At 58.4% G+C, this 15,885-nt stretch carries 10 protein-coding genes; all 10 read left to right on the forward strand.

What is annotated here, in order from left to right:
• The 10 genes from tssK (at window position 1) to U862_RS0123750 (ending at window position 15,882) form a co-directional block, all read left to right on the forward strand.
• Window positions 1–1,332 carry a type VI secretion system baseplate subunit TssK gene (gene tssK / locus U862_RS0123705; protein WP_025112684.1) on the forward strand — a complete coding sequence of 444 codons (1,332 nt, stop codon included), beginning with the start codon at window positions 1–3 and terminating at the stop codon, window positions 1,330–1,332.
• 5 nt (window positions 1,333–1,337) lie between these two features.
• Window positions 1,338–2,213 carry a type IVB secretion system protein IcmH/DotU gene (gene icmH, locus U862_RS0123710; protein ID WP_008078709.1) on the forward strand — a complete coding sequence of 292 codons (876 nt, stop codon included), beginning with the start codon at window positions 1,338–1,340 and terminating at the stop codon, window positions 2,211–2,213.
• 12 nt (window positions 2,214–2,225) lie between these two features.
• Window positions 2,226–5,765 carry a type VI secretion system membrane subunit TssM gene (gene tssM, locus U862_RS0123715; RefSeq protein ID WP_025112685.1) on the forward strand — a complete coding sequence of 1,180 codons (3,540 nt, stop codon included), beginning with the start codon at window positions 2,226–2,228 and terminating at the stop codon, window positions 5,763–5,765.
• A complete protein-coding gene (locus U862_RS0123720; RefSeq protein ID WP_025112686.1) occupies window positions 5,765–6,493 on the forward strand; it encodes a PP2C family serine/threonine-protein phosphatase in 729 nt (242 codons plus the stop codon). Before tssM ends, U862_RS0123720 begins: the two co-directional genes overlap by 1 nt.
• A complete protein-coding gene (locus U862_RS0123725; RefSeq protein ID WP_025112687.1) occupies window positions 6,490–7,491 on the forward strand; it encodes a serine/threonine-protein kinase in 1,002 nt (333 codons plus the stop codon). The genes U862_RS0123720 and U862_RS0123725 overlap by 4 nt, the downstream gene beginning before the upstream one ends.
• A gap of 28 nt (window positions 7,492–7,519) precedes the next feature.
• Window positions 7,520–9,574 carry a type VI secretion system tip protein VgrG gene (locus U862_RS0123730; RefSeq protein WP_025112688.1) on the forward strand — a complete coding sequence of 685 codons (2,055 nt, stop codon included), beginning with the start codon at window positions 7,520–7,522 and terminating at the stop codon, window positions 9,572–9,574.
• A gap of 51 nt (window positions 9,575–9,625) precedes the next feature.
• Complete coding sequence (locus tag U862_RS0123735; protein ID WP_025112689.1) at window positions 9,626–12,334, forward strand: chitinase; 2,709 nt, start codon at window positions 9,626–9,628, stop codon at window positions 12,332–12,334.
• A 13-nt stretch (window positions 12,335–12,347) separates the two neighbouring features.
• Window positions 12,348–12,884, forward strand: a complete 537-nt coding sequence (locus U862_RS0123740) for a hypothetical protein (protein ID WP_025112690.1) — start codon at window positions 12,348–12,350, stop codon at window positions 12,882–12,884.
• A 114-nt stretch (window positions 12,885–12,998) separates the two neighbouring features.
• A complete protein-coding gene (locus U862_RS0123745; protein ID WP_025112691.1) occupies window positions 12,999–14,354 on the forward strand; it encodes a lysozyme inhibitor LprI family protein in 1,356 nt (451 codons plus the stop codon).
• 133 nt (window positions 14,355–14,487) lie between these two features.
• The gene (locus tag U862_RS0123750; RefSeq protein ID WP_081794915.1) at window positions 14,488–15,882 is read left to right on the forward strand and encodes a TIGR01777 family oxidoreductase; all 1,395 of its coding nucleotides are present in this window, start codon (window positions 14,488–14,490) and stop codon (window positions 15,880–15,882) included.
• Window positions 15,883–15,885 lie beyond the last annotated feature (3 nt).

Below are 15,885 nucleotides of genomic sequence, written 5' to 3' on the forward strand. Positions count from 1 at the left end.
ATGAATACCCATAAAGTCATTTGGCAGGAAGGCATGTTGCTGCGCCCGCAGCACTTCCAGCACAACGATCGCTATTACGATCACCAGATGAAAACCCGCACCCAGTTGCTGGGTGGCTACACCTGGGGTTTCCTCAATCTGGAGATCGACCTGCAGTTCCTCAACATGGGCAAGCTGGTGATCAGTGCCGCGTCGGGGATCCTGCCGGACGGCAGCCTGTTCGAACTCGGCGGCAACACCGAACCGCTGGCGCTGGACGTGCCGCCGAACACCGGCAACACGCCGATTTACCTGGCGCTGCCGTTGGTCACCGGTAACCACATCGAAGCGCGCCGTCCGGAGCAGTCTGACGTGCTGGCGCGTTACACCGCGTATGACGCCGAAGTCGCCGACTCCAACGCTGGCGACGACTCCGCGAGCCAGGTCAGCTGCGGCCGCCCGGACTTCAAACTGTTGCTCGGCGAGCAGCAGAGCGATCAGGCCTACGTGAAGCTGAAGATCTGCGACGTGCTCGACACCACGCCGGACGGTGTGATCAGTCTCGATCCGGATTTCGTGCCGACCTACATTCAGGCCCACGCCTCCAGCTACCTGCTGTCGTGCCTCAAAGAAGTCATCAGCATGCTCAACCACCGGGGCGACACGATTGCCGAGCGGATTCGCTCCAACGGCAAGGTCGGCGGCGCGGAGGTTGGCGACTTCATGATGCTGCAACTGATCAACCGTACCGAACTGCTGCTGCGCCATTACCTGGGCCTGGAGCAAGTGCACCCGGAAGAGTTGTACCGCACGCTGCTGACCATGCTCGGCGATCTGGCGACTTTCTCCAGCGACAGCAAACGCCCGCGCCTGGACAGCCGCTACTCCCACGCCGATCAGGGCGCGAGCTTCCGCAAACTGATGGAAGCGATTCGTCAGGTGCTGTCGATGGTGCTGGAGCAACACGCCATCGAGCTGATCCTGCAAGCGCGTCAATACGGCATCATCGTGTCGCCGTTGCACGACCACAAACTGCTGGGCTCGGCTTCGTTCGTGCTGGCAGCGAGTGCCAACTGCGACTCCGAAGAACTGCGCCAACGCTTGCCGGCGCACCTCAAGGTCGGCCCGGTGGAGCGCATTCGCCAACTGGTCAACCTGCACCTGCCGGGGATCAAGGTCAAACCCTTGCCCGTGGCCCCGCGGCAGATCGCGTTCCACTCGAACAAAACCTACTTCATCCTCGAACTCAGTTCCGAAGACCTGGCGCAACTCGAGCGCTCCGGCGGCTTCGCGTTCCACGTGTCCGGCGAATTCGCCGAGCTTGAACTGAAATTCTGGGCCATCAGGAACTGACCGACATGATCAAGGACATGGAACACAACCAGGACGACAAAACCGTCCTGCTCGACCGTCAGGGCCACGGCCCGGCGTCGAGTCCGCTGACCGACTTCGCTGCGCCACCGCGCTTCGAGCAACTGGAAGAACGGATGATCTACGCTGCGCGCCTGCGCCCGGCGGAGGCGTTCAACATCAGCCTCAATTCGCTGGTGGCGGCCTCGTCCGAACTGCTTTCGGAAGTGGTGCGTCTCAAGCACAGCGAAACCCGCGAAGACCTTTACGCGCTCAACGAGCGCCTGACCGCCGGGCTCAAGCTGTTTGAAGTGCGCGCCCTGCATAACGGCGCCGAAAGCAGCCAGGTGATGGCCGCTCGTTACGTGCTCTGCACCGTGGTCGACGAAGCCGTCGTGACCACGCCGTGGGGCAACGAAAGCGAGTGGTCGCAGATGAGCCTGCTGAGCAGCTTCCACAACGAGACCTTCGGTGGCGAGAAGTTCTTCCAGTTGCTTGATCGCCTGTCGAAGAACCCGGTCAAACACCTGCCGATGCTCGAGTTGATGTACCTGTGCCTGTCCCTCGGTTTCGAGGGCAAATACCGCGTGCAGGCGCGTGGCATGCTCGAACTCGAAGGCATCCGCGACGCCCTGTACCGGCAGATCCGTCAGCTGCGTGGCGACGTGCCGCGCGAGTTGTCGCCGCACTGGGAAGGCCTCAACGATCAGCGCCGCAACCTGGTGCGCATCGTGCCGGCGTGGATGGTGGTGCTGTTCACTTTCGTCTGCCTGGTGGTGATGTATTCGGGCTTCGCCTGGGTCCTGGGCGAGCAGCGCGACACCGTTCTGCAACCATATCAGCCGCTTGATCCGGCCGCGGTTCAACCGCAGTCGCAGCCGTAACAGGGACGTGTGATGAAAAAGTTTTTCAAGAAAGTCGGCGCCTTCCTGCGCCAGACCTGGGTCTGGACTCTGCTGCTGGTGCTGTTCGTGGCACTGCTGGTGTGGTTCGTTGGCCCGTTGTTGGCAGTGGATGACTACAAGTTCTGGGAAAGCGCGACCTCGCGTCTGCTGACCATCAGCGTGCTGTTCCTGATCTGGGGCCTGACCATGGTCTTCGTCAGCTGGCGCGCGGGTATCCGCAAGAAAGCCGTCGAAGAAACCGAAGACGGCCAGGATCGCATCCGTCGTGACGATCTGATCGAAGAAGAGCAGAAAGAGTTGAAGGCGCGGTTCAAGGACGCGCTGAAAACCCTGAAGACCTCGAGCCTGTATCGCGGCCGCAGCGAACGCTGGCGCAACGATTTGCCGTGGTACCTGCTGATCGGCCCGCAGTCCTGCGGCAAGACCAGCCTGCTGGACTTCTCCGGGCTCGAATTCCCGATCAACAAGATCGACCGCAAGCTGACCCGCGACACCCTCGGTACCCGTCATTGCGACTGGTACTTCGCCGACCACGGTGTGCTGATCGACACCGCCGGGCGCTACACCGCGCAGCCGGACGCGGAAGTCGACGGCAGTGCCTGGACCACCTTGCTCGAACTGTTGCGCAAGCGTCGTCGCGGGCGTCCGTTGAACGGCGTGCTGGTGACCATTCCGGTGGAATCGCTCATCGGTGGCAGCGAGCAGGACATCGACGCCCTGGCGCGCCAGGTACGCGGTCGCCTGCAAGATGTCTATCAGAAGCTGCACGTCGACGTACCGGTGTATCTGGTGCTGAGCAAGGCTGACAAGCTGCTCGGTTTCGACGAGTTCTTCGATCAACTGACCCGCGAAGAAAGCGATCAAGTGCTGGGTACCAGCTTCCGCAAGGATCAGCTCGGCACCGACGTCGCGGTACTGCGCAGCGAGTTCGAAGAGCTGCTGCGTCGCCTGAACAATCAGGTGATCATGCGCATGCACTCCGAGCGCGATACCCAGCGCCGTGGCCGCATCCTCGACTTCCCGCATCAACTGGGGCAGATCGGCGAGCATCTGTGCCTGTTCGTCGACCTGGCGTTCACCGGCAACCGCTACCAGCGCGCGACGCTGCTGCGTGGTTTCTACCTGACCAGCGCCCCGCACCTGACTCAGGAAATGGACGCGACCACCGCCGGCATCGGCGCCAATCTGGGCATGAATGCCGGCGTGTTGCCGACCCTGCGCAGTGGCCGTTCGCGTTTCATCCATCATCTGTTCAGCCGGGTGATTTTCCCGGAATCCGATCTGGCCGGCCTCGACAAGCGCGAGCGCAGCCGCATCCATTGGGGTCAGCGTGCGTTGTACGTCGGCGCACTGGCGGCACTGGCCCTGTTCGGCATGCTCTGGGCCGGTGGTTTCTCGGCCAACTACGAGCGTCTGGAAAACCTGCGCGCACTGGCGCAGAACTGGACTCAACAGCGTTCGGCGCTGACCCCGCGTGATGACGCGATGGGCGTGCTGAAAACCCTCGACACCAGCTACGCCGCGACTCAGGTGTTCCCGAAAAAGGGCGACGTCTCGTACCACGAGCGGGGCGGTCTGTATCAGGGCGAAGACGTCAATCCGGTGGTCAGGCAGGCCTACGAGCACGAACTCGAAGTGCAACTGCTGCCACGGGTCGCGACGATGCTCGAAGGGCAGATCCGCGCCAACATGAAGGACCGCGAAAAGCTGCTCAACAGCCTGCGCGCGTACCTGATGTTGAACATGAAAGACCGCCGTGACGCCGCGTGGCTCAAGGACTGGGTCGCCACTGACTGGTCGCAGCGCTATACCGGCAACACCGCGGTGCAGAACGGTCTGAACACTCACCTCGAGCGCCTGCTGAAGCAGCCGTTCATCTACCCGCTGAACGATCAGTTGGTGACTCAGGCGCGTCAGGTTCTGCGTTCCGAATCGCTGGCCACCGTGGTCTACCGCATGCTCCGCGAGCAGGCGCGCAACCTGCCGGAATACCGTTTCAGCCAGCACCTCGGCCCGCAGGGCTCGCTGTTCATCGGCACCGAATACGTGATCCCGGGGTTCTACACCCAGCAGGGTTATCAGCAGTATTTCTCGGTGCAGGGTTCGGCGCTGGTCACCGACATCCTGCGTGACAACTGGGTGCTGGGCGAAGGTGCGGGCATCAGCGACATGGACTTGCGTCGCCTGATGGTCGAGCTGGAGCAACTGTACTTCCGCGACTACGCCAACTACTGGAGCGAAGCCGTTGGCCAGGTGGCGTTGCCGCCGATCAGCGACGCCGGTGAAGGCGCCGAGCAACTGGCGGGCCTGACTTCGGCCAACTCACCGGTGCTGGCGTTGCTCACTGAAGTGCGCGAAAACACGCGCTTCCCGGCTGCTGCCGATCCGGTGGATGAAGCCGGTGATGCCGCTGATGCACTGGCGGGGCAGAAGGGCAAACTGGGCAAGGTCGGCAAGCTGGCCTCGGCAGTCGCGGACAAAGCCTCGGCGATGAACGTGGCGAAAAACCTGCCGGACACCGCGAAGAAGTCGCTGCAACGTCGTTTCGAGCCGCTGCACCGGTTGCTCGATGACAACAACGGCCCGGCCGCTGACCTGACCCCGGCCCTCAGTGCGCTCAACGACTTGCAACTGCAACTGTCCGGTCTGGCCCGTTCCAGTACGCCGGAACAAGCCGCGTTCGAACTGGCGAAAACCCGCATGAGCGGCCAGCGTGATGCGCTGACCAACCTGCGTGCTGCCTCGGGTCGCCTGCCGCGTCCGCTGAGCGTGTGGTTCAACGTGCTGGCCGAAGACTCGTGGCGCCTGGTGCTCAACGATGCCTACCAATACCTGAACGGCCGTTATCAGAACGAGCTGTACAGCGTGTATGGCAAGACCATCAGCAAGCGTTATCCGTTCAGCGCCAGCAGCACCAGCGACGTGGCGATCAGCGACTTCCGCGAGTTCTTCCGGGCGCAAGGCACCGTCGACCGCTTCTTCGACAGCTACATGCGTCCGTTCGTCAGCGGTGATCCGGGCAACTACCGGATGCGCAGCGTCGACGGCCACAGCCTGCCGGTGTCGAAGATGTATCTGGACCAGATGGCGGCAGCCCTGACGATTCGCCAGAGCTTCTTCTCGATCAACCCGGCCGAGCCGACCGTGCAGTTCAAACTGGAGCCGTACACCCTCGATCCGGCGGTGAGCCGTTCCGAGTTCAAGTTCGGCGACAAGACCATGGAATACCGCCACGGTCCGATCCTGCCAATGACGTTCAAGTGGCCGACCGATGCTGAAGACGGTCGTACCAGCCTGGTGATGGACAAGATGGCGGGGCGTCCGATCGGTATCGAGAAGAACTCCGGCCCATGGTCGCTGTTCCGTCTGTTCGACCTGATGCAGACCGAATACCTGACCGGTCGCGACGTGTTGGTGCTGAAAGCCGACGTGGGTGGCTTGCGCGCCAACTACCTGCTGACCAGCCAGCGCACGCCGAACCCGTTCGACATGGGCGTATTGCGCACCTTCCGTATGCCGGTGCAGCTCTGATGCTGGTGGCCAGTCCCTGGCGCAGCGCGGCGCGTACCGACCCGGGCAAGGTGCGGGCGCGCAACGAAGATGCCTTCCTCGACAATCCGCAGCAGGGGCTGTGGGTGGTCGCGGACGGCATGGGCGGTCATCAGGGTGGTGACATCGCCAGCCAGTTGATCGTCGCCAGCCTGGCTGAACTGCCGCAGCACGAGGACTTCGACGAACGCCTCAAAGCCATCCGCCAGTGCCTGCACTGGCTGAACCGGCGTTTGGGGCAAGAGTTGACGGTCACCGCCGGGCGTCACGACAGCATCATGGGCAGCACCGTCGTGGCGCTGCTGGTGGAAGGCAATCGCGCGGCCTGCATCTGGGCCGGCGACAGCCGCTGCTACCTGTGGCGTGGGCAGCGGTTGTATCAGCTGTCCAAGGACCATTCGCTGCAGCAGCAACTGATCGACGAGCAACAGATGAGCGTCGAACAGGCCGCTGCGCACCCAGCGGCCCAGGCCTTGACCCGGGCGGTCGGCGCGGCCGAACAACTGACCCTGGATGTCCTCGAACTCGAGGTCTACCCGGGCGATGCGTTCCTGTTGTGCAGCGATGGTTTGTACCAGGGCCTGAGCAGCGATGCCCTTGGCAACGCCCTCAGCCTGAGTGCGCCGCACGTGGCGCTGGAACGTCTGTTCGATGGTGCCCTGCGTGGCGCCGCCCGGGACAACCTGACTGCCGTGGTGATCCGCCAATGAGTGAAATCGAATCGTCAGTCGATGACTTGCTGATGAGCGAAGATCAGGCCAACAACCTGACCTACTTCGCCTTCGCCAAGGCAAACAACGCCGAGCCTTTGCTGGCGCCAACCAAGGCCAGCATCGGTGCATTGCCGGACGTACTCGCCGGCCGCTACCACCTCGAGCGTCTGCTCGGGGCAGGCGGCATGGGCGCCGTTTACCGGGCGCGGGATCTGCTGCACGAGCAGTTCGGCGATCCCGATCCTTACATCGCGCTGAAAATCCTCAGCGAAGAATTTGCCGAGTCGCCGGACGCCAGCGCCTTGCTCTACAGCGAGTTCGCCCTGACCCGACGCCTGCGCCACGACAATGTCGTGCGTGCACACACTTTTGAAGTCGACACCGACTGCCAGCGGGCCTTCATCACCATGGAATACATGCGTGGCCTGACCCTGGACAAATTGCTCTGCGAGCGGCCCCTGGGCCTGCCGTGGAAAGAAACGCGCGACATCGCGCTGCCGCTGCTCGATACGCTGGCCTATGCCCACCGTCGTGGCGTGCTGCATGGAGACATGAAACCGAGCAACGTCATGCTCAGCGAAGACGGTCTGCGCCTGTTCGACTTCGGTCTCGGTCAGGCAGACGCGGGCGTGTTGCCCGGCCTGCCGCACCTGAGCCGCGAGCGCTTCAACGCCTGGACCCCGGGCTACGCCGCCCCCGAACTGCTTGAGGGCCAACCGTTGTCGGCCAGCGCGGACGTGTACGGCGTGGCCTGCGTGATTTATGAACTGGCGAGCGGCAAACACCCGTTCCGCCGCTTGCCCTCGACCCAGGCCCGCGACGAGCACCTGGAGCGCGAGCTGCAAGCCCCGGCGAATCTGCCAAAACACGGCTGGCCAGCGCTGAAAACCGCGCTGAGCTTCAATGCGGCAGATCGCACCATCACTGCCGATCAATTGCGTGACGCCTTGGGCGCCACTTCGTCCTGGCTGCAACGGTTGCGACTTCGGGCGTAACGGATGACATTCGAACAGGGAGCACTTTATGTTCAACCCAGCTAACGAAACCCACTTCAGCCTCAAGGTCGAAGACTACGTGGGCGACCTGCAAGTGCTGTCGTTCACCGGCACCGAAGGCATCAGCCAGCCGTTTCGTTTCGACCTCGAACTGGTCAGCGAAAACCCCGATCTGGACCTGGAAAAACTCCTGCACAAGCAGGCGTTTCTCGCATTCGATCCACAGGGCTCAGGCATCCATGGCCAGATCTACCGCGTCGCCCAAGGCGATGCCGGCAAACGCCTGACCCGCTACAAAGTCTCGCTGGTGCCGCAACTGCAATACCTGCATCACCGCACCAACCAGCGCATCTACCAGCAGATGTCGGCGCCGAAAATCATCGCGCTGATCCTCGACGAACACGGGATCAAGGGCAACGCCTACAGCTTCCAGCTGAGCCAGCCGTGCCCGGATCGCGACTACTGCGTGCAGTACGACGAAACCGATCTGCACTTCGTCCAGCGCCTGTGCGAGGAGGAGGGCATTCACTACCACTTCCAGCACAGCGAAAAGGCTCATCTGCTGGTGTTCGGCGACGACCAGACCGTGTTCCCCGACCTCGGGCAGCCAACCGCGTACGTGCAAGGCAGCGGCATGGTCGCTGAAGAACCGGTGATCAAAGGTTTCAAACTGCGCCTGGAAACCCGCACCAGCCGCACCACGCGCCGCGACTACGACTTCGAAAAACCGCGCCTGCAAATGGAAGCGGCGTATAAACCGGATGGTGCTTGCGACAGCGAAAACAGCGAACCGGATCTGGAAGACTACGACTACCCGGGCCGCTTCATCGACCGCGCGCGCGGCAAGTTCCTCAGCCAGCGCGCCCTCGAACGCCACCGCGCCGACTACCGCCAGGCCGAAGGTCGCGGCGACCAGACCAAACTGGTCAGCGGCCACTTCATGGCCATGTCCGACCACCCGCGCAGTGAGTGGAACGACCTGTGGCTGCTCACCGAAATCTTCCACGAAGGCAAACAGCCGCAAGTCCTCGAAGAAGGCGTGACCAGCGACACCACCGACAACAAGGACGACTTCCACCAGGGTTACCGCAACACCTTCCTCGCCACCCCGTGGGATGTGTTCTACCGCCCGGCCCTCGAACACCCGAAACCGCGCGTGCTCGGCAGCCAGACCGCCATGGTCACCGGCCCCAAAGGTGAAGAAATCCACTGCGACCAATACGGCCGCATCAAGGTGCAATTCCACTGGGACCGCGAAGGCCTGGCCGACGACAAGACCAGTTGCTGGCTGCGCGTCTCCAGCTCCTGGGCCGGCGACCGCTACGGCGCCATCTCCATCCCGCGCATCGGCATGGAAGTCCTCGTCACCTTCCTTGAAGGCGACCCCGACCAACCGCTGGTCACAGGCTGCCTGTACCACAAGGAAAACCCGGTGCCGTATGCGTTGCCGGCAAACAAGACCCGCAGCGTGTTCAAAACCCTAAGCTCACCGGGAGGCGGCGGGTACAACGAACTGCGCATTGAAGACAAAAAGGGTGCGGAGCAGATCTACATCCATGCCCAGCGCGACTGGGATGAAAATGTCGAGCACGACCAGAAGATTCGCGTCGGCAACGAACGCCACGACACGGTGGTGAAGAACACCTACACCGAGCTGAAGGCCGAAGAACACCGCACCACGATTTCCGATCGTAAGATCGAAGCCAAGCTGGATGATCACCTGACGGTGGGGCAGAACCAGCATGTGAAGCTGGGGACGGCGCAACTGACCAGCGTGGGCAAAGAGATTCACCTTAAGGCTGGGGACAAGATTGTTATTGAGGCGGGGACAGAGCTGACCATTCTTGGAGGTGGGAGCTTTATCAAGCTCGATGGCGGTGGTGTGACGGTGGTTGGGCCGGTGATCAAGATCAATGCGGGTGGTTCTGCGGGATCGGGGACTGGCATCGGGATTAAACCGCCGGTGCTGCCGGGGGCGGCGGATAAGGATAAGGCGGGGAGTTTGATGGATCAGGCGTTGTTGAATGCGTCGGAGGAAAAGATCAAGCGCAAACCGAAGCGCATGCTCAATTTTTCCGGGTAAGACATCGACTGCAATCCAAGCCATCAGGGATCAGAATTCAGGTAATCGGTAATGACAGAGACAACCAGCAAGAAAGTAGAAAAATGGTCGTATCCATTAAAAGTTGGAGCGGCAGAGGCGACTGATCCGCAGCAGTTCTACAAGGCTTTAGCCAAGGCTAAAGATGGTTTCTTCCCGCTGGGTGCCAATGGCCTTTGGCATGGTGGTGTTCATTTCGATGAAGCCTCGGGTCTAGTGTCGGACTTGGCAGAAGTTAAATGCATCGCTGACGGTGAAGTAGTCGCTTATCGCATTGATAGCACGTACCCGAAATCCGCCTACGGTACGGCTGAGGCTAAGTTTTCGACTGGTTTTGTATTGGTTAAGCATCGTTTGGAAGTGTCGGTGCAACCTGCAACCCCAGATCCTGCTGGATCGCCTGCTTCTCCGCCAGCACCTGGTCCAAGCCTGATTTTTTTCAGTCTTTACATGCATTTGTTGCAGTGGAAGAACTACGAGGAAACTCCAGCATTGTCGCGACCGCCCTTTTGGGGAGGTGGTACGTTGCAAGTCAAAGCAACGGCCGACGACGAAATCCTCGGTTTGCGCGTTCGTCAGGAACCGCGTGGCAAGCCTGGGTACGCAACCGTGCTAACGGTTTTGAGCCGCGGTACGGTCGTCGAGACGGGGGAAGAGCAAAATGGTTGGCTCAAGGTGGTCAGCGTCACGCCGGCTAATACCGATCTCCAACCCGGAGCAGGCTGGGTTTTCAAGAGAGAAATGACGGCGGGCCCGACACCCAACACTTACGTCATTGGCACCGCTGCAAAAGACCCGATGAATCCACCTCAGAAAGGTCTGGTTGTTCGCGCTTCGGCAAGCCGGTCTGGCGCTGAAAAAGCCATTTTGCCCCACGGCACGCAAGTCAGAATCGGGAGCGATGGGACGCGTGGCAAGTACCAGAAACTGTTGGAGATTGTCAGCGGGAATGCTACTCCTCCGCTGGCACCTGCTGAGGTGCTTGGGTATGTCTGGGAGGGGCAACTTGAAACCAAAAGTGAGCCAGCCGAGAAGGACTCAGTACATGTTTTGGCGACTCCATTCCCGATTACGGCGGGGAGTCTGATCGGTCACGTAGGCAAATATCAAAACCATTCGGATTCGGCGCCAAAGAATCTGCTGCACGTTGAGGTTTTTAGCTGCGAAGACGTAAAGGCATTCACCGAACTGAGTAAAGAGAAAGCTGCGGGGATGCCTGCCGCTGGAAAAACGCTTGTAAAAATTCCAAAAGACAGCGTGTTGGTCACTCACACGCAAGGAATGAGCGCAACAAATCCTCCGAGAGTAACCGATCCCCACAAAAAGGTTGGCTATGACTTCTTTATCCCAGTCGGGGTATTGGAAGCGCTACCCGCGGAAAAAAAGATAAAGGTTCCTGTTGTGATGGGTGGAACCACTACCTATACGTTTTGGTGGCGTCTGGATGGGTTGCTGGGGGATGCCGAAGGGAATGAAATCAGCGGTTGGTTTGCAGAGCCGGATACTGCGTTGTCACGCCATTCACCATTTGAGTGGGAGGGTTTCAGCTTTATAGATGAGGCTGGAAGTAACGTGGATCATCTGGCCGCGTTTCTTCATGCACAGGAAGGTCTTAGTGAGGAAGAGCAAGCTAACTACCAGCCTAATATCGGCAACGCCGAAGAGGGATCTACAAAGCAAAAGCTTTACAAAATTCTAGACAGAAACGGCGATAAAAAACTCACGCCTTCGGAAATAAAAGAGGCTTTGAGTAAACCTTGGTTCGCACAGCCGATTTCTCAGATGGTTACACGCTATGAAAACGAGTGGAAATTCAAACAAGAAAAATGGGATTCTCTGGATGAATTGATGGGCCATAGTGAATCAGAGCCACATCATGAATGGATTGAAGAAAAGGCAAGAATTAAGAAGTTGAGCTGGTGGGACAAGCTTGTCGGGCAGCATGGAATTACCAGTGATACTAATGTTCGGCATATTCACCCGATTGCGCTTATCGGAAATTTTACTGCGCCACGTGATCTTATTACCTTAGAAATGCTTCGGGCTGCTAATCCAGCAGGAGCGGAAGCACATCACTCGAATATTTTGCCGTATCTCAATAAGTATGCTGCGGCGTATAAGCTTGAGCAACCTAAAGCTATTGCACATTTTCTCTCCCAAGTGGGCCATGAAAGTCAATTCAGGATTATTGAAGAGGGCTTGAATTATAGTGCCCGACAAATGAAGAAAACTTATGGGTGCAGACGCCATAACAATGTGAACGGCTATAATGAGCAAACGGATAGCTGCGATTTCGGTGTGCTGAGAAGCAAGCTTTGGTCAGAAACAAGTCATTACGCAATGAATGCTGAAAATCTTGCCAGTTACGTTTATGCGGATCGAATGGGTAATGGAAATGAGGCTAGTCGAGACGGTTATCGATATCGTGGCCGTGGAATGCTACAGGTAACCGGTAAGTCCGAGTATCAACGGTTTACTAATGTGCATAATCAGCGAAATCCTTTGGATATTCAGGATTTCGTAGCCAATCCAGATCTCCTGATTTCCTCAACCGAATACGGTGTTGAGTCCGCCTTCGTCTTCTGGTTTACCAAAACCGGTCAAGGAGGTACAAAATTGTGCGAAGTTGCCAAGACGGGCAGCGTGGTCGACGTAACACAAATGGTGAATGGCGGTCAAAACGGGTATACGGACAGGAACAACAGATACCAAGCCCTTGCTGCACTAACGAATATTAACTAAGAGGTCATTCGCTATGTTTCGTTTTTTCATGTTTGCTTTCGTTTTTCTTATAGCAAATTCCACTAGTGCGCAAGATGTTGATTATCTTCAGGGACGAGTAATTCAGGGCCCGTTTAAAACTAATATTGTAAAGGATGGGGAACTATCCTTTTTGCAGACAGGGAGCGCAGAGTTTCCGGTTTCTTTGGTTTTGGATGTTGTTGGTGCTGATAATAAAAAAAATAGAAGTCTTGTCGATAAATACGATGTGGCTGGGTCGGATCCAAAAATTGAGTCGATTTTCTTTTATCCGGTAAAGGGTAAAAAAAATGTGCTTGTTTTGGTTTCTTGGGAAATTACAAGCAGAGGAATCGGAACGTACGGAACCCTTTATCAAGTTTATGGGTATGAAAAAAGTGCGGATAATAAACTGGTTGTGAATAAGCTTGTCAGGTTTGATAAGAACTTGAGTGGGATGGAAGGGTATCAAGAAGGTGAGGAGCAACATTTTTCTTATGTTAATGCAGGGTTGATAAAATCTTATATTAAGAAAATAAATGCTGCTAAATAGCGATGGCTGCCAATGTTTTGCGTTTAATAGGGCAGGCCACGCTTTATTATGCGTGAACGTGGTTTGGCCCCGGTTCGCCAAGCGCAAAACCTGAATGACTCAAGGATGAACACAGTGAACCGTTTCGTTTTTACCCTGCTGGCCATGCTGCTGCCGGTTTCAGTGGCGTATGCGCAGGATGACTGCAGCCATGTCACCTCAAGCCTGGAAATGGTGCCCTGCTCGGAGGTGGCGAAGAAGGCTGCAGATGCGCAGTTGAATGTCAGCTATAAGCAGTTGATGTCGCGGCTTGAGTCTGACTATCGAACAGATCCTGCGTTAGGTGCGGAGTACGCGGCGAAGGTCAAGGAGTCGCAGCGTGCGTGGCTTAAATTGCGTGATGCGAACTGTCCGTTGGAGGCGTTCGAGATCGAGACCGGGATGCCGGCACATGTGTTCGCCGTCAACTCGTGTATCGCCAGAATGAGCCGCGAGCGTTCGGCGTATCTGGACAAGATTGTCCCTGCTCTTGCAGCCGATAAGAGCACTTCAACGGCGCCGGCCAGCGGCGCTTGTCCTTCGGAGGAGTTCGCTCCCTTCCTGACGGCGTTTTCCGCCAACAGCGAATCTCAACGCCGTCTCACGGCGATGACGGTCAAATCGATGGTGTTGAAACCGGTAGCGGGAAAGGATCGAAGTACCTTTGAGCCTTCGACCTCGGGTGTCAGTGGAGCTACTTTCACCTATCCGCTGATGGCTGCAATCACGCCCGGCAAGACTCCTGGAGTCGAGATCGAAGAGATCGATGACAGTCACGTCAATGTGGTGGATAAGCGAGCGGGCAACAGCAATGTGAAAGTCTTCAACTTCTCTCGTCAGGCATGTTGGGTGCTTGAGGGGATTGAGGATTGGTCGATCAGTGAGAGGGACCTTGTCGCAACACGTAATCCCGGCATGAGCCGCGCCGAGAACTTCTGTGAACAACGTGCTGAAGCTTTAGGAGGGCTGGGATTTCTTGAGCAATATCCGCTGACTGTGGAGTTGATTGAGGCGTCTCTGGAAAATTATGTATGTGCTGCAGAGTCGGGTGATGCGAAGGCGAGCCTGTCGGCGGCACGCCTGAGCCTTTCGCAGATGGCCTCTCAGCTGGAAACCAACAAGGTTGAGGCGTTGTTCAAAGCGGCCTCGAAAATACCAAGTGGGGCTTTGGGCTATGCCACGTTTCTTTGTTCAGGAAACTCCACCGACTATAACGGCCCTTGCCTTCATCCCGAGCAGGCAAAAGAGCAGGTCATTCGGGCGATCACCATGGGTTCCACAGACGCGATGAGTTATCTGGCTTCTACCTTTGAGGGTGGCGAGTTGGGAACTAAGGATATATCCCGAGCGTTAGCCTGTTATCAGATGGCGGCTGACAAAGGTGATCAGTCGAGCATCGACAGTGTGAAGCGATTGGGATCGCAGCCGATCAAGGCCAGTCACTGCATTTGAAGTTCGAGGGGCATGTTCGATGCGCTTTCGCACGCGTTGAGCCTGAGCCCCTCACGCTTAACACTTGAGCATCTGACGACCGCGATTTTCCTTTAAACTCCCCACCCCCAAAGGAATGCGCTCAGGACACGGAATGCCAGCCCCCTCAATCTCCCTTCGCCCCGCGTTAGTGCTCTGGCTATACGCCGCTGCGATCGTGCACATTTTCGCCGGCCTCACTCTGACCTGGGCCGGTCACTCCGGATTACTCGACGGTTACCTGCACAATCTCGAACTCGCATTCTGGGGCGCAGATGCAGTCCCCTCCGCCGGTCACGAACAGCAGGTCTGGTGGCTCGCGCTGTTCGGCGCGACGCTGCAAAGTTATTCGCTGTACATGCTCGCGCTGGTGCACCTGGGCAATCGCTTGAAAACCCCGGCAGTGTGGGGCTGGTTGATCGCCGGCATCCTGTTATGGGCGCCACAAGACATGTGGCTCTCAGCGCAACAACAGGTTTGGTCGCACCTTTGGCTCGACGGTTTTGCGTTGCTGGTGTTGTTGCCACCGCTGGTTTGGCTTTATCGCCATGACCGCCGAAAATCCCCTTCAGTAAAGACTCCGAGCACATCCAACCCGTTTGTTGGCAGCGTTTTCAAACGCGTACTGATCACCGGCGGCACAGGGTTTATAGGTGAAGCTTTAGTCCACCAATTACTCAATGCCGGTCATTCAATTAGCGTTCTAACGCGTGATTCGCTGAGCGCCGCCACCTTGTTCAACGGCCGCGTCCGCTGCGTGCACTCGCTCAGCGAACTCAGCCGCGACGAAGCCTTCGACGCAGTGATCAATCTCGCCGGCGCCCCCGTCGCCGGCCCACGCTGGACTCCTGAACGTCAGGCGCAACTGCTCGCCAGCCGAGTCGGCACCACCGAAGCACTGATGACCTGGCTGAAAAACACCAAGCACAAACCAAAGCTATGGATTCAAGCCTCGGCCATCGGTTTCTACGGCGTGCGCGATGCCAGCGAAAGGCTCGACGAACACGCCAGCAAGGGCGACGGCTTCATGGCCGAACTCTGCGCGCGTTGGGAAGCCGCCGCGCAACCGGCCACGGAATTTGGCGTGCGTCAGGTGGTACTGCGCCTCGGCGTGGTGTTCGGCCCGGGCGGTGCGTTGACGCCGTTGCTGCTGCCGTTCCGCCTGGGTTTCGGTGGTCGGATGGGTGACGGTCAGCAGATCATGAGCTGGGTGCACCGCGACGATGTGCTTAAGGTGATCGGGCGGGCGTTCAACGACGACAGTCTGCGCGGGACCTACAACATGGTGGCACCGGAAACGGTCAGTCAGGCAGTGTTCGCCGAGCAGGCCGGCAAGGTCCTCAAGCGTCCGGTGTGGTTCCATATTCCCGCCGCGCCAGTGCGAGCTTTAGCAGGAGAGATGGCGCAGTTGTTCTTCGACGGTCAGCGCGTGGTACCGCAGCGTTTGACCGAGGCTGGCTACACGTTCCGCTATCCAACCCTCGACGCCGCTCTGCGCGATCTGGCCTGAGGA

The organism is Pseudomonas sp. H1h (assembly GCF_000633255.1).
Lineage (GTDB): Bacteria > Pseudomonadota > Gammaproteobacteria > Pseudomonadales > Pseudomonadaceae > Aquipseudomonas.

Coding starts and splice junctions, on each gene's coding strand:
- tssK (WP_025112684.1), top strand. CDS start 1: ATGAATACCCATAAAGTCATTTGGCAGGAAGGCATGTTGCTGCGCCCG.
- icmH (WP_008078709.1), top strand. CDS start 1,338: ATGATCAAGGACATGGAACACAACCAGGACGACAAAACCGTCCTGCTC.
- tssM (WP_025112685.1), top strand. CDS start 2,226: ATGAAAAAGTTTTTCAAGAAAGTCGGCGCCTTCCTGCGCCAGACCTGG.
- U862_RS0123720 (WP_025112686.1), top strand. CDS start 5,765: ATGCTGGTGGCCAGTCCCTGGCGCAGCGCGGCGCGTACCGACCCGGGC.
- U862_RS0123725 (WP_025112687.1), top strand. CDS start 6,490: ATGAGTGAAATCGAATCGTCAGTCGATGACTTGCTGATGAGCGAAGAT.
- U862_RS0123730 (WP_025112688.1), top strand. CDS start 7,520: ATGTTCAACCCAGCTAACGAAACCCACTTCAGCCTCAAGGTCGAAGAC.
- U862_RS0123735 (WP_025112689.1), top strand. CDS start 9,626: ATGACAGAGACAACCAGCAAGAAAGTAGAAAAATGGTCGTATCCATTA.
- U862_RS0123740 (WP_025112690.1), top strand. CDS start 12,348: ATGTTTCGTTTTTTCATGTTTGCTTTCGTTTTTCTTATAGCAAATTCC.
- U862_RS0123750 (WP_081794915.1), top strand. CDS start 14,488: ATGCCAGCCCCCTCAATCTCCCTTCGCCCCGCGTTAGTGCTCTGGCTA.